Source organism: Ancylobacter radicis, assembly GCF_018449475.1.
In the GTDB taxonomy this organism is placed as follows: domain Bacteria; phylum Pseudomonadota; class Alphaproteobacteria; order Rhizobiales; family Xanthobacteraceae; genus Ancylobacter; species Ancylobacter radicis.
Genome location: NZ_JAHCQH010000014.1, coordinates 23,546 through 43,336, shown reverse-complemented (window position 1 = coordinate 43,336; position 19,791 = coordinate 23,546). Strand labels below are relative to the sequence as shown.

The following is a 19,791-nucleotide window of genomic DNA, read 5'->3' as shown; positions in this document are numbered from 1 at the left end:
GGCCGCTAAGATCATGGTACTGCGCTGATCCGCGATTGGTGATGGCACGTATGTCGACAGTTACCGGTGACACCTCGGCGCCCGGTCGTAAATGCGCCGTCGAACGGAGTTCGTCATGGATGCCGTGCTGAAGTCGCTGATGCGCAGCGCGCAGAACGAGAGCGCCGCCGCCGAGCAGCGCCGTCCCAGCCGCGAGGAAGCGGAAGCGGCGGTGCGCACGCTCATCGCCTGGGCGGGCGACGACCCGACCCGCGAAGGGCTGCTCGATACCCCCAAGCGCGTGGTGCGCGCCTATGAGGAACTCTACAGCGGCTACCGCGCGGATTCCGACGCCATCCTCGACCGCACCTTCGGCGAGATCGGCAATTTCGACGACATGGTTCTGGTGCGCGACATCGAATTCCACTCGCATTGCGAGCACCACATGGTGCCCTTCATCGGCAAGGCGCATGTCGCCTATTTCCCAGTCGAGCGCGTGGTCGGCCTGTCGAAGATCGCCCGCATCGTCGATCTGTTCGCCCGCCGCCTGCAGACGCAGGAGCACCTCACCTCGCAGATCATCACCGCCATGGACGAGGCGCTGAAGCCGCGCGGCGTTGCCATACTGATCGAGGCCGAGCACATGTGCATGGCTATGCGCGGCGTGCGCAAGCAGGGCGCCTCCACCGTCACCACCCAGTTCACCGGCATCTTCCGCGACGACCCGCAGGAGCAGGTGCGCTTCATGAGCCTCTTGCGGGGCATGCGTGGCTGAGACCGTTTCCCCGGCCTTCGCGGCCCCCGGCAGCAAGGCCGAGATCGAGGAAGGCGAGCGCCTGTCGCCGAAATTCGACGCGGACGGGCTGATCACGGCGGTGGCCGTCGATGCCGATGACGGCACCGTGCTCATGGTCGCACACATGAATGCACAGGCGCTGGCCCTCACCATCGAGACCGGCGAGGCGCATTATTTCAGCCGCTCGCGCGGCAGGCTGTGGAAGAAGGGCGAGGAGAGCGGCCATCTCCAGAAGCTGGTCGAGCTGCGCGTCGATTGCGATCAGGACGCGGTGGTGATGCGCGTGCGGATGGGCGGCACCGGCGCGGCCTGCCATACCGGGCACCGCTCCTGCTTCTTCCGTTCCGTGCCGCTCGGCACCGCGCCGACCCCGGAGCTGACGCTCACCGTCAATGACGGGGGCAAGCTGTTCGACCCCGCGCAGGTCTATGGCACGCCGAAGAAGACCGACACGCCGCGCTTCTGATCTCCGTGCCGGACATCGTCACGCTCCCGGCTCTCGGCCGGGAGCGCCGTTCGGTCAGGTGGACATGATGTATTCGCGCATGGCGTGGCTCTCGCGCTCCATCTCCGCCAGGCGATGCTTCACCACGTCACCGATCGAGATGATGCCGAGCAGCTTGCCGCCCTGCACCACCGGCAGATGGCGGAAGCGGCCGGCGGTCATGTGCTCCATCACCTGATGCACGGTCTCGTTGCCGTCGGCGGTCACGACCTTGGAGGTCATCACCGTCGAGACGGCATCGTCGAGCCGTCCCGGACCGTCGAGGCCGATCACCCGCACGCAGTCGCGCTCGGAGAGGATGCCGACCACCCGGCGCTCGGCATCGGTCACCACGATCGCGCCGATGCGCTTGTCGGCCAGCGCCTCCACCGCCTCGCGCAAGGTCGCGTCGGGGCCGATGGTCTGCACGTCGTAACCCTTCTCGTCCAGAATCGAACGCACCGTCATGGCATGCCTCCTTCCCACATCGGCAACCGGTCGGCTCGCCCGCCGGTCGCTCGTTAGAGCCGCGCTTGAGCGTGGCCTGAGCCGGAAATGATCGACCCTAACGCTGCGGGAGGCAAGAGGCTTGCTGGAGGCGGGGAAATCAGCCCCGATAACGCCCGGAGAGCCTGGGCTCGTCGGGGTAATGGCGCACCGGATCGAATAGCGGGAACATCAAAAGGCCGACCAGGAAGCCGCCAATATGCGCTTCCCAGGCGATGCTGCCATCGGTGAGCCCGGCCGGGCCGAGAAGGCCGAAGCCGATATTGATGAGGAACCACACGCCGACGAAGCCGATCACCCGCCGGTCCCGCAGCACCACGGTGAGCGGCGGGGCGGGATAGCGCACCGAGGCGCTCATCATGTCCGGCTGCCAGCGCACATGGCCTTCGGAAGCGAACATGAAGCGGATCGCCGCCGCCATGCAGCCCGACACCGCCGCCGAGGCGCCGATCATCGGCACCAGCTCGCCCTCATGTGTCACAAGGTGCAGCCCCGCCCCCGCCGCCACCGTGACGACGAAGAACGCCAGGAAGCGCAGCGTGCCGAAGCGGCGCGCCACCGGGCTGCCGAAGGCCAGCATCCACAGCAGGTTCAGCCCGACATGGCTCCAGCCGCCATGCAGGAAGGCATAGGTGACGAAGGTCCACACATCCGCGCCCGTTCCGCCCGGCAGCACGCCCTCGGCGAGGATCGAAGGATCGAACCGCGCCGGGATGAAGGCGAACAGAGCGAGGATCTCGATGCCCGTATCCGGGTCGACCCAGTCGCGCACGAGCTGGATGGCCAGCATCACCGCCGCCAGGACGGTGATCACCGTCGGCACGTTGAGGATGGGCTGGCGGCGTTGGGTGGCAATCTGGGATGGGTCAAGCACGCCGATGACATAGGCGCCGCCACGCGGCCCGGCAAGCGCCCGCAGCGCGCGCCTGATCAAAGAATCGAGCGCGCCGGAGCGCGATCCGGTCAGATTGAATCAATCTGATCGGTCAATCGCCCTCCAACTCCAAGATAGAGAACGCGTTGTCCGACGCGCTTGTCGCGCAAGCGCGTCGGCGCGTGCTCTAGCGGCGCCGGGTTGCGGCCGGCTTAATTCGCGTGATGAACAGCCTGCCAATATCAATGGTTAATGGCAAGAGAAACAGGTGTTAACGACCTCTATCCAAGGTAGTCGTGAATCTTCGACGTCGCTTAGACGAGAATAAAAACATCGCTGTCATGATGTCTTCCATAGACAGGAATGAGGTACGCGATGAACAAGAGGCTCGAACGAGCCCGTCTCGCGGCGGCGGCAGCGGTCGTGATAGCGGCGATAGCGGGCGTGTGGGGCACCTCCCCGGCGCAGGCGAGCGAGCGGGTCGGCGATGTGCATCTGGCGATGCGCAGCGCCCCCGGCTCGAACATGATGACCGGCGCCAACACCGCCACGCCGATCGGCTATGCCCGCTTCTGCGCGGAGCAGCCCGCCGATTGCGGCAATGGCAATGGGCGCGGCGGCAAGGTGGCGCTGACCGAGGCGAATTTCGCCCAGCTGCGCCGCATCAATGACGAGGTGAACGCCGCCATCCAGCCGCTCACCGACATCGAGCACTATGGCGAGATCGAGCACTGGACCTACCCGCAGGACGGCTATGGCGACTGCGAGGATTATGTCCTGCTCAAGCGCCGCCGGCTGATCGAGGCCGGCTGGCCGGCCGAGACGCTGCTCATCACCGTGGTGCGCGACCATCAGGGCGACGGCCATTCGGTGCTCACCGTGGTCAGCGACCGGGGCGATCTGGTGCTGGACAATCAGGAAGCCGCCATCCTGCTCTGGCACGAAACCGGCTATCGCTTCGTCAAGCGGCAGGCGCAGGGCTTCCCGGACCGCTGGGTCTCGCTGGGCGACGTGCTGGCGCCCGCCACGGTCGGCCAGAACTGAGGCGAGCGGCGCGGGTGGTCAACCGGCCCGCGCCGGCCCCTGCCACTCCTTGCGCAGCAGCGCGTATTGCAGCGTGTTCTCGAAAACCGGTCGGCCGTGCTCATCCTCGCGGAAGGAGATGAACTCCCGGAACAGCCCCTCCGCGCGCATGCCGAGCCTTTCGCACAGGCGCCGCGAGGGGGTGTTGTCCTCCTCGACATAGGCATAGAGACGCCGCGCCTGCTTGGCTGTGAACAGATGATCGAACAGCGCCCGCGCGGCCTCGGTGGCCAAGCCCGCCCCACCGACATCCGCGTTGAAGTTCCAGCCGACGGCATAGGTGTCGGGCGGCTCCGGCATGGCGAACACATCGCCGATCACCCGGCCGGTTGCGGCGAGGCAGACGGCAATGGTCTCGTCGCTGCCGGCGCGCTTGGCCGCCTCGGCCTCGGCGGCCGCCAGATCGTCCAGCTTGAGGGAGAGATAGCAGCTGGCCCCCGGCTCCCGCAGATAGGCCAGCAGGTCCGGGCCATCCTCGGGCCAGAAGTTCCGCAGGACCAGCCGTTCGGTTCGGATCGCGTCCATGCGGGATCTCCGGCGGCGACGGGCGAGCGTGCCCGCACGCCAGGCTGGACAGGAAAATTGGGCGAAGCGGGGGCCGTCCCCGTTAGTCGACCCGCGCCAGACCTTCGGCAAAGCGCCGCCAGTTGCGCACATAATGCGCCGCCGTGCCGTGAATGCGCGCGGCCATGGCCTCGTCGAGGGTGCGGATTGCCTTGGCGGGCGCCCCGACGATCAGCGAATTGTCGGGAAATTCCTTGCCCTCGGTCACCAGCGCGCCGGCGCCGACCAGACAATTGCGCCCGATCCGGGCGCCGTTGAGCAGGGTGGCGCCCATGCCGATCAGGCTGTTCGGCCCGATGGTGCAGCCATGCAGCGTCGCTTTGTGGCCGATCGTGCAGTCCGCGCCGATGGTCATCGGGAAGCCGGGGTCGGTGTGGAGCAGGCACAGCTCCTGAATGTTCACCCGGTCGCCGATGGTGATGCGTTCATTGTCGCCGCGGATGACCGAGCCGAACCACAGGCTCGCCTCGTCTCCAAGCGCCACATTGCCGATCAGCTCGGCCGTCGGAGCAATCCAGTAACGGCCGGGCGCCGGAAGATCCGGCACCACCCCGTCCAGCGCATAGACCGGCATCAGCGTGTGTCCCCGGTCTCAGTCCTCGAGGTCGGTGTCGAGGATCGCCATCTGGAAGTTATAGGAGAGTTCGCCGTCTTCCTTGTCCTCGAACAGGACGCCGATGAACTCGTCACCCATATAGACTTCAGCCGAGTCCTTCTTCTTCGGACGCCCGACGACGCGGATCTGGGTGTTGCTGAACAGGCGCCGCATATAGGTCTGGACGCGCTCGAAATCTTTCTTTTCCAAAATCCGTGCTCCGCGATGGGTGGGTTGGGCGGCAGGCTTGCCATGCCGGGCGCCGGGGCGCAACCCGGCGCGGAGCCGATCCGCAGCTTCCTGCAAGCCGCTTCCGACGCTACTTCCGCTACGTCGCTTCCGATACGTCGTTTGCGTACCGCGTTTGCGTGCCGCCCCGCCGGAAGGGTCAGATCGCCTCGCCGGAGGAGGGATCGAGGATCTGGTTCATGGTGCGCGAGGGCTCGGCACAGCCCGCTTCCCCGACTACGCGGGCCGGCACGCCGGCCACCGTGGTCTTGGCCGGCACGGGCTTGAGCACCACCGAGCCGGCGGCGATGCGGGCGCAATGGCCCACCTCGATATTGCCGAGCACCTTGGCGCCGGCGCCGATCAGCACGCCGCGGCGGATTTTCGGGTGGCGGTCGCCATGTTCCTTGCCGGTCCCGCCGAGCGTCACGCCCTGAAGGATCGACACATTGTCCTCGATCACCGCCGTCTCGCCGACCACGATCCCGGTGGCATGGTCGAAGAAGATGCCGCGCCCGAACGGGGCCGCCGGGTTGATGTCGACCTGAAACACCACCGAGGCCCGGCTCTGCAGATAGAGCGCGAAATCCTTGCGCCCGCTTTTCAGCAGCCAGTGCGCCAGACGGTGGGTCTGGATGGCGTGGAAACCCTTGTAATAGAGCAGCGGCTCGATGGCCCGCTCGGTCGCCGGGTCGCGGTCGCAGACGGCGAGAATATCGGCGCGGATGGCAACGCCGAGACCGGGATCATCGGCCACCGCGTCATCGAACGCCTGACGGATCAGTTCGCCCGGCACATCCGCATGATCGAGCCGCTGCGAGATGCGGTGCGCCACCGCCCGCTCCAGCGAGTGATGGTAGAGAACGGTGGAGAACACGAAGCTGGCCAGGGCCGGCTCGCGGGCGGTGATCTCCTCGGCCTCGGCGCGGATCCGCGACCAGACAGGGTCGACCTTGTCCAGCGTCCGGCCATGCAACTCCACGCGGTGAAGTGAGTTCTGCGCCATTGGCTTCTTCCCTCGGCGCCGCCCGTGTCCGGGGCGCCGGCTCCCTGATTTTGGCCTGTTTTAGCACAGGTGGGTCGGCGAGCCTACGCTGTCCAGAGGCGGTCGCGCGGACGCCTCAGCCATGCTCGGCCAGAAAGGCCAGCACCGCCTCCTTATAGGCCTTGTCGCCCACCGCGCGCATGTGATCGCGGCCGGGAATGTCGACCGCCCGCGCGTCGGGGATCAGCGCGGCCAGCGGCGCCCCGGCGCCGGAGACCTCGTCGCGCGTGCCGATGGCGATCAGCGTGGGGACACTGATCCGCCCCACCTCCTCGCGGGTCAACGTGCGACGCGAGCCATAGATGCAGGCGGCGAGCGCCTGCCGGTCGCTGCCGGTCTGCTCGGCAAAGGCGCGGAAGGTGCGCCCGACCGGGTCGGTCACCTCATCGAGGCTCGGCGCCAGCAGCGCCTCGGCCACCGTCACCGGCAGCCCCGCCCCTTCCACCAGATGAATGCCGATGCCGCCCAGAATGAGCGCGCGCACACGCTCGGGTGCGGAAAGGGCGAGGCACGCACCGATACGCCCGCCCATCGAATAGCCCATCACATCCGCGCGCGGGATGGCGAGATGGTCGAGCAGCGCCAGCGCATCCCCGGCCATCACCGCCGGGTCATAGGCCGCGCTTTCATAGACCTTGCCGGAAGCGCCATGGCCGCGATTGTCGAACGCGATCACCCGCCTTCCGGCACCCGTGAGAGCCGCCACCCAACCGGGCCCGACCCAGTTGATTTCCTTGGTCGAGGCGAAGCCATGAATGAGCAGGATCGGCTCGCCCTGCCCCTCGTCGAGATAGGCGAAGTCGACACCGTCATGATGGAAAGTCGGCATGGGTCGTGGGCTCCGTCGCGGGGAGCGCGCAACCTAGTGAGTGGGGCAAGGCCCGACAAGCACCCGCCACGCAAGCACCCGCCACGCAAGCACCCGCCACACACGCCCCGCCCGCGCGCCGCTCACGCCGGCAGAAACCCCGAACGGCGCCTCCACAGCGGGCGAACCATTGCCACCCCCATCGCATTGAAGGAGGCGACGAGGCCGATCACGTTGATGAGGGCGGCGATGGTCCAGAAGGCGAGCTTGGCCAGTGCTTCGGTCACGAACAGCGCCCCGCGCCCGAGCAGCTTGACGATGGCCAGCGTCTTCCCGCCCTTGACGTCGGCAAGCCGGGCGAGGCGCGCGGCCCCGGCGGCATCGTCGACATGGGTGAGACCGGCAAAGGCGGCGCGCGTGCCCGCCTTGGTCGAGGCACGCCCCAGATCGGCCACCGCGCCCACCGCCTGCACCCGGCGCCCGCTACGGGCCGCATCGACCAGATGGCCAGCGAAACGCCCGCCGAGGGCCCCGACGCGGCGCGCGCCCTTCACCACGCTGAGGCCGGCGCGCAGGGTGAGTGGCGCCCCGAACGCGGCATAGGTTGCACCCGTGGCGACGATACCCACGCCGGCCAGTGCAACCATGAATTCGTCCACCGGCTCGCCCCGCGCCCAGTGGATCGCCTGCCGGCCGAGGTCGCGCACATCGCCCCAGACCGTTAGATCGCCCGCGACAGAGCCGGCCAGACTGGCCTCATCGTCCACCTCACCGGTCACGAAACCATGGCCGAAATTGCCCGCCCCGCGCGCCGCCTGGGCCCCCGCATTATTGGCCAGCAGCACCCGCGCGCGGGTCTCGACAGGTATTTTAACACCCCTCGCATCGGCGAGATCGAGGAAGCTCTGCGCCATCTCGCCATCATCGACCGCCAGCGCCGCCGCGATCTCGCTCTCGGCGCGGGCTGCGTCCAGCACACCGGCGAGCTGGAGATCAGCGATGCGCGCGGAATCATCCCCGGCGGCGATCAGCCCATAGGCCAGCCGCCCGGCGGGCAGCACCCAATGGGCGGCCCCGGCAAAGGCGAGCAGGAAAGCGGCGGCGGCAAGGAAACGGCGCATCACATGGATATGGGGCGGCACGCGCGGGATTGCCGCATGGTCATCGCCCAGCAATGTGGCGAAGGCAGGGAGTGCTTGATCCACAAGGGTTTATCATATCGTGGCGGCGAGGCGGGCATCACGCGCGCTTCCCCCTTGGACCGGGCGCCGGCAGCGGCTATGTTCCGCCCGACCTCATCACGAGAGCGGATGTCTATCATGGCGGGCCACGTCGTTCCCCACTTCCACAATTCGGCGGGCGTGCCGAGCATCTCCATCGGCGCCAAGGAATTCATGTGCGTCGGTGCCCACCCGCCCTATGACCACCCCCATGTGTTCCTCGACATGGGCTCGGATGTCGAGATCATCTGCCCCTATTGCTCGACCCTCTACAAATACGACCACCATCTGCACGGCACCGAATCGACCCCGCCGGGCGCCCTCTACGAGACGCCGGCCGCGGCCTGACGCCGTCTAATGGGACCTGCATGACGTGGCGCCTCGCAGCATCGTCGTCGCCGGCGCCGGCATAGGCGGCCTCACCGCCGCCCTCGCCCTGGCAAAGGCCGGTTTCCGCGTCACCGTGCTGGAACGCGCCGGCGCGATCGAGGAGGTCGGGGCGGGCGTCCAGCTCGCCGCCAATGCCACGCGATGCCTGCAATCGCTCGGCGTCTATGAGCGCGTGCGCGCCCGCGCCGTGGTCCCGACCGGCTTTGCCGTGATCGACGGACGCAGCGGGCGCACGCTCACCAGCGCCCCGATGGGCGCGGCGGCGGAAGCCCGCTTCGACGGGCCATTCCTCGTCATCCACCGCGCCGATCTTCAACAGGCGCTGGCGGAGGCCGCCCGTGAACATCCCGCCATCGAGATCCGCCTCGGACGCCGCATTGACGGCTTCACCGCGCTGCCCAATGGCATTGCCGTGCAGGCCGAGCATGGCGACGACAGTGAATCGGTCCATGCCTGCGCGCTGGTCGGCGCCGACGGGCTGCGCTCGTCCGTGCGTGGGCGGCTGCATCCCGGCGTCGCCCCCTCCTTCCGCCATCGCGCCGCCTGGCGCGCCACCATCCCCGCCGCCGCCCTGCCGGCGCGGCTTTCCGACCCGGTAACGCGGCTCTGGCTCGGGCCCGGCGCGCATCTCGTGTCCTATCCGGTGAAGGCCGGCGCGGCGATCAATCTGGTCGCCATCACGCCGGATGAACGCCAGACCCATGGCTGGGGCGTGCCCGCCGCGCCACAGGAGCTGCTCGCCCATTACCGCGGCTGGTGCGATGACGCGCACACGCTGCTTACCGCGCCGCCGGGCTGGCTGCGCTGGGCGCTGTTCGATCTCGATCCGCTCGCCGTCTGGGGCGCCGGCCCGGTGACGCTGCTGGGCGACGCCGCCCATGCCATGTGCCCCTTCCTCGCGCAGGGCGCGGCGCAGGCGATCGAGGACGCGGTGGTGCTGGCCGCCTGCCTCAAGACGGGCACCGACATTCCCGCGAGCCTGCGCCGCTACGAGGCGCTGCGCCGGCCGCGCACCGCGCGGGTGCAGAGCGCCGCGCGCGGCATGGACCGGATCTATCACCTCAGTGGCCCGGCGCGGATCGCCCGCGATCTGGTGATGCGCGCCCGCTCCGGCAAGGCGGTGCTGGAGCGTTACCGCTGGATCTATGGCTGGCGGCCGTGACGGCGGGTGAGATCGCGCTTTCTCATGACACCCATGAAAACATCTCGTTTCCCGATCTGACGGCGCGTCACTAGGGTCGCCCCCGCCTGAAGGAGACCCGCCCATGCCCGCCGCGCCCCCATCCCTCGCCGCCCCCACGCGCACTTTCCTGCCCTTGCCGCTGCTGGTCGCGGTGTTCTGCGTGCTGTGGTCCTCGGCTTTTGCCGGCGCGAAGATGGCGCTGGCCGACTGCCCGCCGCTCACCCTTCTGGCCACCCGCCTCGTCCTCGCCGGTATCATCATGCTGGCGCTGGCCTGGCTGGTGGATGGGCGCCCGAAAATGCGCCGGCGCGACGTGGCGGCGCTGATCTTCATCGGCCTGCTCAACAATGCGGTCTATCTCGGGCTGAACTGGACCGCACTGACCTTCACCTCCTCGGCCTATACTGCCGTGCTCACCAGCTGCCTGCCGCTGGTGGTGGCGCTGTTCGCCGGGCCGGTGCTGGGCGAGCGGATGACCGGGCTGAAATGGGCGGGCATCGCGCTCGGCCTTGTCGGCGTCGTCATCGTGCTGCGCTCCCGCCTTGCCGGCGCGCATGAGACGCTGACCGGCACGATGCTCATCGCCTGCGGCATGCTCGCCCTCTCCGCCGGCACGCTGGCGTTCAAATATTTCGCGCCGCGCGGCGGCGTATGGACCGGCAATGCCATTCAGTGCCTGTCCGGCGGGCTCATTTTGGTGCCCATCGCACTGGCGACCGAAAGCCTCGGTGATATCCGCTTCACCGCCAACCTGTTCGGCGGCCTTGCCTTTCTGGTCGTCGCCGTGTCGATCGGCGGCTATGGGCTGTGGTTCTATCTGCTCACCCGCTCCAGCGCGACGGCGGCCTCCAGCCTGCACTTCCTCATGCCGCCGCTCGGCCTGCTGTTCGGCTGGCTGCTGCTGAATGAGGCCGTGCCGCCGCTCGATTTCCTCGGCATCGCCCCCATCGCGCTGGGCATCTGGCTGGTGACGCGGCCAGCCCGCGCCACTGCCGAGCCGGCCACAACACAGCCGGCCTCCACCTAGGCGGCGACAGCCGCCGCCTGCAGCGCCTTGACCAGCGTGTAGGAGCGTTTCTTGGCGGCGAGATCGGGAATGGGCGTGGTGATCATCAGCTCATCCGCCTGGGTGGTATCAAGATAACGCTGCAAGCCTTCCGCCACCCGGTCCGGGCCACCCACCAGCACTTTCTCGCGATTGCGGCGGATGAAGACACGGTCCGCCTCGCTATAGGGAAAGGCGGCGGCCGCCTCGGCGCTCGGGATCGGCCGGTAATCGCCCCGCGCGCGGCGCAGATGGGCGAGATCGACGCTGCCGGCCAGCCATTCGGCCTCCTCATCGGTCGGCGCGCACACCACCGACAGCGCAAGGATGGCATGCGGCGCCGCCAACCGCTCCGAAGGCTGGAAACCGGCACGGTAGCTCAGCATGGCGTCGAGCACGTCATGCTGGGCGAAGTGATGGGCGAAGGCGAAGCCCACCCCGATCTGCGCCGCCAGGCGCGCGCTGTAGCCGGACGAGCCGAGCAGCCAGATCGGCGGCAGGCGCACATCGACCGGCATGACCTGAATGGTGCGGTAGGGATGATCGGCCGGCCATTGGCCGGTGTCCCACAGCATCAGTTCCTTCAGCCGGTCGAGGAAATCGTCGCCCGGATCGATATCCTGCCGCCGGCGCAGCGCGTGGGAGGTGATCTGGTCAGTGCCCGGCGCCCGGCCGAGGCCGAGATCGACCCGGTCGGGATAGAGCGCCTCCAGCACCTTGAAACGCTCGGCCACCATCAGCGGGGCGTGGTTGGGCAGCATCACACCGCCCGAGCCGACGCGGATGCGCGAGGTCGCGGCGAGGATCTGCCCGGCCATCACATCCGGCGCGCCGGAGGCGACGGATGGCAGATTGTGATGTTCGGCGACCCAGAACCGATCATAGCCGAGCGTATCGACATGGCGGGCCAGATCGAGCGTGCCGTGCAGCGCCTGCGGCCCCGTGCCGCCTTCGGCGACAAAGGAGAGGTCGAGTACGGAGAGGGGGATATCGGAGAGCTGGGACATCTCCCTCACTTAGGCGCGCCCGGACGGCGCGCAAGGCGTGACCCAAGGTCAGCGCCCGTGAACGCATGCCTCAGCCGATGCTCATCAGACTGGCATTGCCGCCCGCCGCCGCCGTGTTGGTGCTGATCGAACGTTCCAGCATCAGCAGGTCGAGCGGATAGCACTCGCCGCGTGCCAGAGCATCGGGATCGAGCCCATGCACCAGAACGATCGGGCCCTCGCGCGTGGCGACGAGCTGGTTCAGCCGCGCCAATGCGTCACCATCTCCCTCGAACAGCACGGCATCAAAATCTACCCCCTCGATGGTCTCGACGATGATGAACCGATCCTCGATCCCCGCCGGCAGGGCGGGCATGGAGCTGCCCTGCAGCAGCACCTTGTTGCCGGTGGCGAGGGCGCTGGCGATCTGCACATCGAGCCCCCGTTCGGTCGCGGCGAGGCACAGCACGGTGCCGCGCGGCGCCAGCTCATAGAGGTTGCGCTCGCCCACAGGCCCCGCCAGCTCGACAGCGGCGCCGCAGGGGGAGGCGGCGAGCACGACGCCGCAATGCTCGCGCGTCGCGGGCTCGTTCACGAAGTCGGTCCAGAGCCGCGCCGCCTCGGGGGCATAGCCGGACAGCGCGGGCATGGCCGGGCGCGTCGCCAGCAATCGGCCGAGATAAAGCGGTCCGCCGGCCTTCGGTCCTGTGCCGGAAAGCCCATGCCCGCCAAAGGGCTGGACGCCGACGACGGCGCCGATGATGTTGCGGTTCACATAGAGATTGCCGGCCTCGATGCGGCGGCTGACATGGGCGATGGTCTCGTCAATGCGGGTGTGCAGGCCGAAGGTCAGCCCATAGCCGGTGGCGTTGATATCCGCGATCAGCCGGTCGAGTTCGTCGCGGCGGTAGCGCACCACATGCAGCACCGGGCCGAACACTTCGCGCGTGAGCGCGGCGATGCTGTCGATCTCGATGAGGGTGGGCGGCACAAAGCTGCCCTGCCCGGTCGCCTCGGAAAGCGCGGTCTGCTCGACGCGGTGACCTGCCTTGCGCATCCGTTCGACATGGGCCTCGATCATCGCCTTGGCCTCAGGGGTGATGACCGGCCCGATATCGGTCGCCAGATGCACGGGATTGCCGACCACGAGTTCCCGCAGGGCGCCGCGCAGCATCTCCAGAACCCGATCGGCGACGTCCTCCTGAAGGCAGAGGACGCGCAGCGCCGAGCAGCGTTGGCCGGCGGAATCGAAGGCGGAGGCCAGCACATCCGCCACCACCTGCTCGGCCAGCGCCGAGGAATCGACGATCATCGCGTTCTGCCCGCCGGTCTCGGCGATCAGCGGAATGGTGCGACCCTCCGGGCTCAGCCGCTCGGCAAGCTGGCGCTGGATCAGCCGCGCCACATCGGTCGAGCCGGTGAACATCACGCCGCGCGTGCGCGCATCCCCGACCAGCGCCGCGCCAATGTCCCCCGCGCCCGGTACAAGCTGCACCGCACCCGCCGGCACCCCGGCCTCGCGCAGGATCTCGACGGCGGCGGCGGCAATGAGCGGCGTTTCCTCGGCGGGCTTGGCCACCACCGCATTGCCGGCGGCCAGCGCGGCGGCCACCTGCCCTGTGAAGATGGCGAGCGGGAAATTCCACGGGCTGATGCAGACCACCGGGCCGAGCGGGCGATGGGTTTCGGCGGCGAAACGCTCGCGCACCTCGGCGCCATAATAGCGCAGAAAATCAACGGCTTCGCGCACTTCACCAATAGCATTGGCGAAGGATTTTCCGGCCTCCCGCACAATGAGACCGATCAGCGCCGGCAGCCGCGCCTCCATGATCTCGGCCGCGCGCATCAGGCAGGCGGCACGCTCGGCCGGCGGGGTCGACTGCCAGATCGGGGCGCTGGCCTGCGCGATCTCCATGGCGCGGCTCGCCAGGGCAGGCGTCGCCTCCTCGACCGTGCCCACCTCATCGCGCCGATCCGCAGGGTTGGTGACGGCGTGCGCGATACCGGCAGCCGGCCCGTCGCCCAGCAGCGGCACCGCCCGCGCCGGGGCGGCACTACCGGCCAGCAGCGCGGCGGCGAGCGAGGCGAGGCGCTGCTCATTGGACAGGTCCAGCCCCGCCGAATTGCGGCGTGCCGGCCCGAACAGATCGACGGGGGCGGCGATGCGCGGATGCGGCGCGCCAAGCGGCTCGATCCGCCGGGCGCCCTCGACCGGGCTCTCGGTCAGTTCCTCGACCGGCACGCTCTCATCGGCGATGCGATTGACGAAAGAGGAGTTGGCGCCGTTCTCCAGCAGCCGGCGCACCAGATAGGCGAGCAGCGTCTCATGCGTGCCGACGGGAGCATAGACGCGGCACGGCCGGCCCAGCTTCTCGCGGCCCACCACTTCCTCGTAAAGCGGCTCGCCCATGCCGTGAAGACACTGAAATTCATATTGTCCGGCATAGTAGTTAGCGCCCGCCATTTCCATCACGGTGGAGAGCGTCTGGGCGTTGTGGGTGGCAAATTGCGGGAACACCGCGTCGGGTGCCGCCAGCAGCTTGCGGGCGCAGGCGAGATAGGAAATGTCGGTGTGGATCTTGCGCGTATAGACCGGAAAGCCTTCCAGCCCGTCCATTTGCGCGCGCTTGATCTCGCTGTCCCAATAGGCGCCCTTCACCAGCCGCACCATGATGCGGTGGTTCGAGCGGCGCGCGAGGTCGATCAGGTAATCGATCACATAAGGGCAGCGCTTCTGATACGCCTGAACGACAAAACCGATGCCGTTCCAGCCACTTAAGCCTTCATCGAAACACAGTGCCTCCAGCAGGTCGAGCGAGATTTCAAGCCGGTCGGCTTCCTCTGCGTCGATATTGAGGCCGATGTCATAGTGCCGCGCGAGCTTCGCCAACGTTTTAACACGCGGCAGTAACTCGCTGATAACGCGCCCATATTGCGCGCGGCTGTAGCGCGGATGCAGGGCCGACAGCTTGATCGAGATGCCCGGCCCCTCATAGATGCCGCGCCCGGCCGAGGCCTTGCCGATGGCATGGATCGCCTGCTCGTAATCGGCGAGGTAACGCTGCGCATCGGCCTCGGTGGTGGCCGCCTCGCCCAGCATGTCGAAGGAATAGCGGAAGCCCTTCGCCTCCATGCGGCGGGAATTGGCCAGCGCCTCGGAGATGGTCTGGCCGGTGACAAACTGCTCGCCCATCATCCGCATGGCGACATCGACGCCCTTGCGGATGACGGGTTCACCGCCGCGACCGATGAGTTTGGTGAGAGCGCCAGTCAGGCCAATCTCACTCGACGTGGTGGTCAGCTTGCCGGTGAGCACCAGCCCCCAGGTCGCCGCATTGACGAACAGCGAGGGGCTATGTCCGAGATGGGACTGCCAGTCGCCGCGGCCGATCTTATCGCGGATCAGCGCGTCCCGCGTCGCCCGGTCGGGAATGCGCAGCAGCGCCTCGGCCAGGCACATGAGCGCGACGCCCTCCTGGCTGGAGAGCGAATATTCGTGGATCAACCCTTCCACCGGGCCCTTCTGACCCTTCGCCCTGAGCGCCTCGACCAGTCCCTGCGCGCGGGCCCTTGCCGCCTCGGCGCGCGGGGCCGGCAGATCGGCCGCGCCGATCAGCAGCGGCACCGCCTCGGTCTCGGGCATCCGGTAGGCATTGGTGATCCGCGCCCGCAGCACACCCTGCGGCCGGATCGAGCGCGCGAAGGGCAGGAACGGGCTCTCGACCCCCTCAAGAGATACCCCCGCCTCCGCGTCGCCGCCCCCTTCCTCCGCCTGGGGCGGAAGACCGAGTTCCACCCGACCGACCGCGTGCATGATCGCCTGTTTCACAAGGGCATGAGGCGTGCATCCCTGCCGCTCCGCCGCCGCCTTCAACCGGGCCCGAAGCTCCTCGTCGATCTTCACGCCCATGGTTGTGGCAGACATGGCCCGGCTCTCCTCGCGTCAAAATGAATGGCCAAGAGCATACAGGTGCAACCCGGCAAGCACAAGGTTGCACCTATCGGTCAAAAGCTCCCGAATGCCTGGGCATTCGACCGCCCGACCGGGGCAACATCCGGCACCATCGGGTCCAGATTACCATGGGGCAGCATTCATCCACGAGTTGACGTACCATGCCACCACACCCGCCGGCCATTCCGCCCTGGAATGGAACAATGCGGGGCATGGGAGGCATTCATGTCAGGAGCGCCGAGCAGTATCTGGTCCACCCGCATCACCCAGACCACGGGCGGCCCGGCCGCCACTTTCATCCGCCAGGTCAATCTGGGAACGCCCCTGCCCTTTGCGGTGAAGGGCATCTGCTATTCCCCCTGCCCGATCGGCAGTTCCGACAATTTCGCGGCGATCGGTGACTTCTTCTGGGATTCCTATCCCGGCACCACCAGCTGGCAGGGCACCTGGTCGCAGGATCTGCCGATGCTCCAGGCGCTGGGCATCAATGTGATCCGCGTCTATTCGATGATCGCCTACCAAAACACCAATCCGCTCAGCAGCCAGATTTACACCCACACCAATTTCCTCGACGCCTGCGAGGCGGCCGGGCTCTATGTACTGGTCGGCCTGCCCCTGCCGATCCAGCTTTTCTGCCTCGGCCAGACACCGGACCCGGACGCCAGCTGGTGGAAGAACAATATCATCGCCACGGTGAGCCAGATGGCGGACCACCCGGCGGTGATGGGTTTCACCGTGGCCAATGAGGTCGATAATGGTGCGGTCGATACCTATGGCCCCACCGCCAATGCGCAGTACTGGTGGGGGCAGGTGCAGGCCATCGCCGCTTTGGTGAAGCAACTCGCCCCCACCAAGCTGGTCGGCATCGCCAATCACGACGACCCCGGCATCTGCCAGAACTGCCAGAGCTACATGGCCCAATGCCCGGACATCGATTTCTGGGGCGTGAACAGCTACCAGCCGCAGACGCTGGCCCCGGTATTCGGCGGCACCACCTCCTACCCGACCGGCTATGCCACGCTCACTGGCGCGGCGCTGAAGCCGGTGCTGCTCAGCGAATATGGTTTCCCCGCGACCAGCCGACCCGACGCGCTCGACCCGACCGGCATCTATTCCGACGCCACCACCGAAGGGCGCACCGCTACCGTGGTCGCGACCATGATCCCGCAGGCCTATCAGCAGGCGGTCTGCGCCGGGGTCTGCTACTTTGAGTTCTGCGATGAATGGTGGAACCAGTCGTCCTACTCCATCGCTCCCAATGCCAGCTGCCCGGACGCGACGGCGCCGGATATCCCAGCGGGCAGCGACGGTGGCGGCCCCTTCGCCATGCCAAACATCTACACTTGGTATGGTGGCCCCATCGCCTGCGGCTTCCCCAATTACTACTGGGATCAGGATGGCTTCGGCCTCTACAGCGTCGCGGTCGGCACGGGGCGCGATCCAGCCAATCCCTGGGACAACAGCACCAGCGCCCCCGCCTTGCCGCTCGACCAACGCAGCCCGCGCCAGGCAGTGATCACCGCGCTGATGGCGGGCTGGCCACGCTGATCCAGTACAGCCCCAGCCGGCTACCGCCGGCCGGGGCCGCGCTCTATTCTGTGCCAACGCGGCACCCGCGCGAATCGCCCATCCTCCCCGCGCCCCGGCCGGAGCGATGCCGGACGTTGCGGGGCGGTCAGCAAGCGTGATGGGTGGGAACAGCGACAAGCCGAATGAACAACAATATCCTAGTCACCGGCGGCGCCGGCTATATCGGCTCCCACGCTTGCAAGGCGCTTCAGCGCGCCGGCTACACTCCGATCACTTTCGACAATCTCGAGACCGGCTGGGCCGAGGTCGTCAAATTCGGCCCCTTTGAAAAGGGCGACCTGCGCGACCGCGCCCGGCTCGATGACGTGTTCGATCGGTGGAAACCAAAGGCGGTTATGCATTTCGCCGCGCTCAGCCAGGTCGGCGAAGCGGTGCGCGATCCCGGCAAATATTGGAGTGCGAATATCGGCGGGGCTGTCACCCTACTTCAGGCCATGGCCGACCATAGCTGCCGCGACATCGTCTTCTCCTCAACCTGTGCCACCTATGGCGATCAGGACGGCGTGCTGCTTGATGAGGCGACGCCACAGCGCCCGATCAACGCCTATGGTGCGTCCAAGCGCGCCATTGAGGACATGATCAGCGATTTCGGCGCCACCTATGGCCTGAACAGTGTGATTTTCCGCTATTTCAACGTCGCCGGCGCCGACCCAGAGGGAGAGATCGGCGAGTTCCATACCCCCGAAACCCATCTCATCCCCATCCTGCTCGACGTGGCGAGCGGCGAGCGCGACAAGGTCACCATTTTCGGTACCGATTACCCCACGCCCGACGGCACCTGCATCCGCGACTATGTCCATGTGAGCGATCTCGTCGACGCCCATGTGGCGGGGGTGCACTGGCTGGAGGCCGGCAAAGGCAACCGCGTGTTCTGCCTCGGCAGCAGCCGGGGCTTCTCGGTTCGCGAGGTGATCGCCGAGGCGCAGGAGGTAACCGCCAGCCAGATCCGCACGGAGATCGGGCCACGGCGGGGCGGCGATGCCGCGCGGCTGGTATCCGGCAGCGTGGCCGCTGCGCGCGATCTCGGCTGGCAGCCGGCGCGCTCCACGCTCTCCCAGATGATCGAGGACGCCTGGCGCGTGCATCAGACACTCCAGCACCCCGGCAAGCGGGCGAGCTGACGGCGCTCAACTCCAGTCAGGGCGCTGGCTGAGAGCTTCCCGATGCCGGCCAGACCTTGCCGTCTGCCTTCGCATCCGGCAGCTTCTGACCGTTGAGCCGATTGCCGGCGACGCGGCAGTCGGTGGCGCAGGCATCCTCCCCGCGGAGCACGAACACATAATCCGGCTCGACGGAGACGAAGTTGTTATCCTCGATAATGACGTTGCCCATATCGACGCCGCTGACGGTCACGCCGCCGACGCGGCTGCCGACAATGAGATTGTCGCGGATCGTTACCCCATAGATCCCGGATGTTTCCGAACGCTCGGCACCCTCATCGGCATACAGATCGATGGCCCCTTGCGGCGTGTAGCCGGGCGTATGCAGAGGCCGGGTGCGGGTCTGCGTGTTCACCAGCGTGTTGCGCTCGACGAGAATGTTGCGCACGCCGTAGGTGCCATAGACCCGCTCCTGAGCAATCCGGATCGAGGCACCGGCCGCCACGCCCTCAATGACATTGCCGGTGATTGTCACATCACGACCGCCAATCACGGTGATGCCCCGTCCCCAGCGATTGCCGACGCCTACATTGTCCGTGACGAGCACGTCCTGCACGAGGCGCTTACCATTGTCGTAGGAAACCACCGCAATCAGGTCGTCACCGGAATTCTCCACGACATTGCGCGCGATCAGGCCTCCCCGGCTGCCCTGCGTGACGTGGATGCCATCTGCCTTGGTATCGCGCACGAGATTGTCCGTGATGCGAAAGTGACGGGCGCCGACGGCGGCGATGCCCGCCGCGCCGGAATCAACGACCTTCGCCGCAGCGACGCCATTGCCCTCTCCGCTGAGGACGAGCCGCACCATGGTCAGTTTTTGGCCACGCTGTCGGCTGACGCCTGATAGTTGCGCACCGTAAATGGCGCTATGGGCGCCGGAAACATTGATGAGTTGCGCGAGCGGATCAGTCGCGTGGATTTCCGCCTCCGGCCCATAGATCAGAATATTCGGCCTGTTCACCGGAGCCACGCGGTCTTGAAGATACCGATGCTTGCCAAGGACGACCACAGCGCCAGTCGGATGCGCCTCCTGGATCGCCTTGATCGCAGCGGAGAAATCGCGTCCGGCCTCGGGATCATAGACGTCGTCAAGCCTGACCATCTCCGTCGGAATCGCGTCAAGGCTCCGCTCGAATGCCGTGGCGAGTTGACCGCGGATGCACGCGAAGTCGTTCGAGGGGCAAGGCGCCATGTCCGCGGCAGAGGCCTGGGGCACGAGCGCAAGCAACAACAGGACAACGCCCACCAGCTTCTTCATACCTGCCCCCCTCGCCTACCCTGCCAGACCGCCCCGTCGCGGCG

The 19,791-nt window shown here is 67.4% G+C and carries 19 protein-coding genes; 8 read left to right on the top strand and 11 right to left on the bottom strand.

Annotation, left to right across the window (positions count from 1 at the left end; translation table 11 throughout):
• Window positions 1-115 precede the first annotated feature (115 nt).
• Entirely contained in the window at window positions 116-754 is a 639-nt protein-coding gene (folE, locus tag KIP89_RS03280) for a GTP cyclohydrolase I FolE (protein WP_213753988.1), read from the top strand.
• Window positions 747-1,241 (top strand): phosphoribosyl-AMP cyclohydrolase, encoded by a 495-nt coding sequence (gene hisI, locus KIP89_RS03275; protein WP_213753987.1) that lies wholly within the window; start codon window positions 747-749, stop codon window positions 1,239-1,241. Before folE ends, hisI begins: the two co-directional genes overlap by 8 nt.
• A gap of 54 nt (window positions 1,242-1,295) precedes the next feature.
• On the opposite strand, the gene KIP89_RS03270 is transcribed toward hisI, so the two are convergent.
• Both KIP89_RS03270 and KIP89_RS03265 read right to left on the bottom strand, forming a co-directional pair.
• Complete coding sequence (locus KIP89_RS03270; RefSeq protein WP_213753986.1) at window positions 1,296-1,727, bottom strand: CBS domain-containing protein; 432 nt, start codon at window positions 1,725-1,727, stop codon at window positions 1,296-1,298.
• 139 nt (window positions 1,728-1,866) lie between these two features.
• Window positions 1,867-2,640 (bottom strand): rhomboid family intramembrane serine protease, encoded by a 774-nt coding sequence (locus KIP89_RS03265; protein ID WP_213754491.1) that lies wholly within the window; start codon window positions 2,638-2,640, stop codon window positions 1,867-1,869.
• A 375-nt stretch (window positions 2,641-3,015) separates the two neighbouring features.
• Here KIP89_RS03265 and KIP89_RS03260 point away from each other — a divergent pair, with 375 nt between their 5' ends.
• On the top strand, window positions 3,016-3,684 hold the full coding sequence (locus KIP89_RS03260; protein WP_213753985.1) for a transglutaminase-like cysteine peptidase: 669 nt from the start codon (window positions 3,016-3,018) through the stop codon (window positions 3,682-3,684).
• Window positions 3,685-3,702: 18 nt separating this feature from the next.
• Here KIP89_RS03260 and KIP89_RS03255 read toward each other — a convergent pair whose 3' ends face one another.
• The 6 genes from KIP89_RS03255 to KIP89_RS03230 form a co-directional block, all read right to left on the bottom strand.
• Complete coding sequence (locus tag KIP89_RS03255) at window positions 3,703-4,248, bottom strand: GNAT family N-acetyltransferase (RefSeq protein WP_213753984.1); 546 nt, start codon at window positions 4,246-4,248, stop codon at window positions 3,703-3,705.
• Window positions 4,249-4,330: 82 nt separating this feature from the next.
• Complete coding sequence (locus KIP89_RS03250) at window positions 4,331-4,861, bottom strand: gamma carbonic anhydrase family protein (protein WP_213753983.1); 531 nt, start codon at window positions 4,859-4,861, stop codon at window positions 4,331-4,333.
• Window positions 4,862-4,879: 18 nt separating this feature from the next.
• The gene (locus tag KIP89_RS03245; protein WP_213753982.1) at window positions 4,880-5,092 is read right to left on the bottom strand and encodes a DUF3126 family protein; all 213 of its coding nucleotides are present in this window, start codon (window positions 5,090-5,092) and stop codon (window positions 4,880-4,882) included.
• A 178-nt stretch (window positions 5,093-5,270) separates the two neighbouring features.
• Entirely contained in the window at window positions 5,271-6,116 is an 846-nt protein-coding gene (gene cysE / locus KIP89_RS03240) for a serine O-acetyltransferase (protein WP_213753981.1), read from the bottom strand.
• A 115-nt stretch (window positions 6,117-6,231) separates the two neighbouring features.
• A complete protein-coding gene (locus tag KIP89_RS03235; RefSeq protein WP_213753980.1) occupies window positions 6,232-6,984 on the bottom strand; it encodes an alpha/beta fold hydrolase in 753 nt (250 codons plus the stop codon).
• A 122-nt stretch (window positions 6,985-7,106) separates the two neighbouring features.
• The gene (locus KIP89_RS03230; protein ID WP_369807037.1) at window positions 7,107-8,168 is read right to left on the bottom strand and encodes a hypothetical protein; all 1,062 of its coding nucleotides are present in this window, start codon (window positions 8,166-8,168) and stop codon (window positions 7,107-7,109) included.
• Window positions 8,169-8,282: 114 nt separating this feature from the next.
• Between KIP89_RS03230 and KIP89_RS03225 the strand changes: the two genes are divergently transcribed.
• The 3 genes from KIP89_RS03225 (at window position 8,283) to KIP89_RS03215 (ending at window position 10,783) form a co-directional block, all read left to right on the top strand.
• A complete protein-coding gene (locus tag KIP89_RS03225; RefSeq protein WP_213753979.1) occupies window positions 8,283-8,531 on the top strand; it encodes a zinc-finger domain-containing protein in 249 nt (82 codons plus the stop codon).
• Between the two features lie 25 nt (window positions 8,532-8,556).
• Window positions 8,557-9,735 carry an FAD-dependent monooxygenase gene (locus KIP89_RS03220; RefSeq protein WP_213753978.1) on the top strand — a complete coding sequence of 393 codons (1,179 nt, stop codon included), beginning with the start codon at window positions 8,557-8,559 and terminating at the stop codon, window positions 9,733-9,735.
• A gap of 103 nt (window positions 9,736-9,838) precedes the next feature.
• Window positions 9,839-10,783: a DMT family transporter gene (locus KIP89_RS03215; protein ID WP_250152175.1), complete on the top strand. Its 945-nt coding sequence runs from the start codon at window positions 9,839-9,841 to the stop codon at window positions 10,781-10,783.
• Here KIP89_RS03215 and KIP89_RS03210 read toward each other — a convergent pair.
• Entirely contained in the window at window positions 10,780-11,808 is a 1,029-nt protein-coding gene (locus KIP89_RS03210; protein WP_213753977.1) for an LLM class flavin-dependent oxidoreductase, read from the bottom strand. The genes KIP89_RS03215 and KIP89_RS03210 overlap by 4 nt on opposite strands.
• Before the next feature lie 70 nt (window positions 11,809-11,878).
• Window positions 11,879-15,712: a trifunctional transcriptional regulator/proline dehydrogenase/L-glutamate gamma-semialdehyde dehydrogenase gene (gene putA / locus KIP89_RS03205; RefSeq protein ID WP_213753976.1), complete on the bottom strand. Its 3,834-nt coding sequence runs from the start codon at window positions 15,710-15,712 to the stop codon at window positions 11,879-11,881.
• Window positions 15,713-15,964: 252 nt separating this feature from the next.
• On the opposite strand from putA, the gene KIP89_RS03200 reads away from it, so the two are divergent.
• On the top strand, window positions 15,965-17,287 hold the full coding sequence (locus KIP89_RS03200) for a glycoside hydrolase family protein (RefSeq protein WP_213753975.1): 1,323 nt from the start codon (window positions 15,965-15,967) through the stop codon (window positions 17,285-17,287).
• Window positions 17,288-17,451: 164 nt separating this feature from the next.
• Entirely contained in the window at window positions 17,452-18,450 is a 999-nt protein-coding gene (galE, locus tag KIP89_RS03195; RefSeq protein ID WP_213753974.1) for a UDP-glucose 4-epimerase GalE, read from the top strand.
• Between the two features lie 16 nt (window positions 18,451-18,466).
• Here galE and KIP89_RS03190 read toward each other — a convergent pair whose 3' ends face one another.
• Window positions 18,467-19,747 (bottom strand): right-handed parallel beta-helix repeat-containing protein, encoded by a 1,281-nt coding sequence (locus KIP89_RS03190; RefSeq protein WP_213753973.1) that lies wholly within the window; start codon window positions 19,745-19,747, stop codon window positions 18,467-18,469.
• Window positions 19,748-19,791: the final 44 nt, after the last annotated feature.

What these genes read in the sequence shown, in the direction of transcription:
- folE (WP_213753988.1), top strand. Translation starts at nt 116, where the DNA reads ATGGATGCCGTGCTGAAGTCGCTGATGCGCAGCGCGCAGAACGAGAGC.
- KIP89_RS03270 (WP_213753986.1), bottom strand. Translation starts at nt 1,727, where the DNA reads ATGACGGTGCGTTCGATTCTGGACGAGAAGGGTTACGACGTGCAGACC.
- KIP89_RS03260 (WP_213753985.1), top strand. Translation starts at nt 3,016, where the DNA reads ATGAACAAGAGGCTCGAACGAGCCCGTCTCGCGGCGGCGGCAGCGGTC.
- KIP89_RS03255 (WP_213753984.1), bottom strand. Translation starts at nt 4,248, where the DNA reads ATGGACGCGATCCGAACCGAACGGCTGGTCCTGCGGAACTTCTGGCCC.
- KIP89_RS03250 (WP_213753983.1), bottom strand. Translation starts at nt 4,861, where the DNA reads ATGCCGGTCTATGCGCTGGACGGGGTGGTGCCGGATCTTCCGGCGCCC.
- cysE (WP_213753981.1), bottom strand. Translation starts at nt 6,116, where the DNA reads ATGGCGCAGAACTCACTTCACCGCGTGGAGTTGCATGGCCGGACGCTG.
- KIP89_RS03235 (WP_213753980.1), bottom strand. Translation starts at nt 6,984, where the DNA reads ATGCCGACTTTCCATCATGACGGTGTCGACTTCGCCTATCTCGACGAG.
- KIP89_RS03225 (WP_213753979.1), top strand. Translation starts at nt 8,283, where the DNA reads ATGGCGGGCCACGTCGTTCCCCACTTCCACAATTCGGCGGGCGTGCCG.
- KIP89_RS03215 (WP_250152175.1), top strand. Translation starts at nt 9,839, where the DNA reads ATGCCCGCCGCGCCCCCATCCCTCGCCGCCCCCACGCGCACTTTCCTG.
- KIP89_RS03210 (WP_213753977.1), bottom strand. Translation starts at nt 11,808, where the DNA reads ATGTCCCAGCTCTCCGATATCCCCCTCTCCGTACTCGACCTCTCCTTT.
- putA (WP_213753976.1), bottom strand. Translation starts at nt 15,712, where the DNA reads ATGTCTGCCACAACCATGGGCGTGAAGATCGACGAGGAGCTTCGGGCC.
- KIP89_RS03200 (WP_213753975.1), top strand. Translation starts at nt 15,965, where the DNA reads ATGTCAGGAGCGCCGAGCAGTATCTGGTCCACCCGCATCACCCAGACC.
- galE (WP_213753974.1), top strand. Translation starts at nt 17,452, where the DNA reads ATGAACAACAATATCCTAGTCACCGGCGGCGCCGGCTATATCGGCTCC.
- KIP89_RS03190 (WP_213753973.1), bottom strand. Translation starts at nt 19,747, where the DNA reads ATGAAGAAGCTGGTGGGCGTTGTCCTGTTGTTGCTTGCGCTCGTGCCC.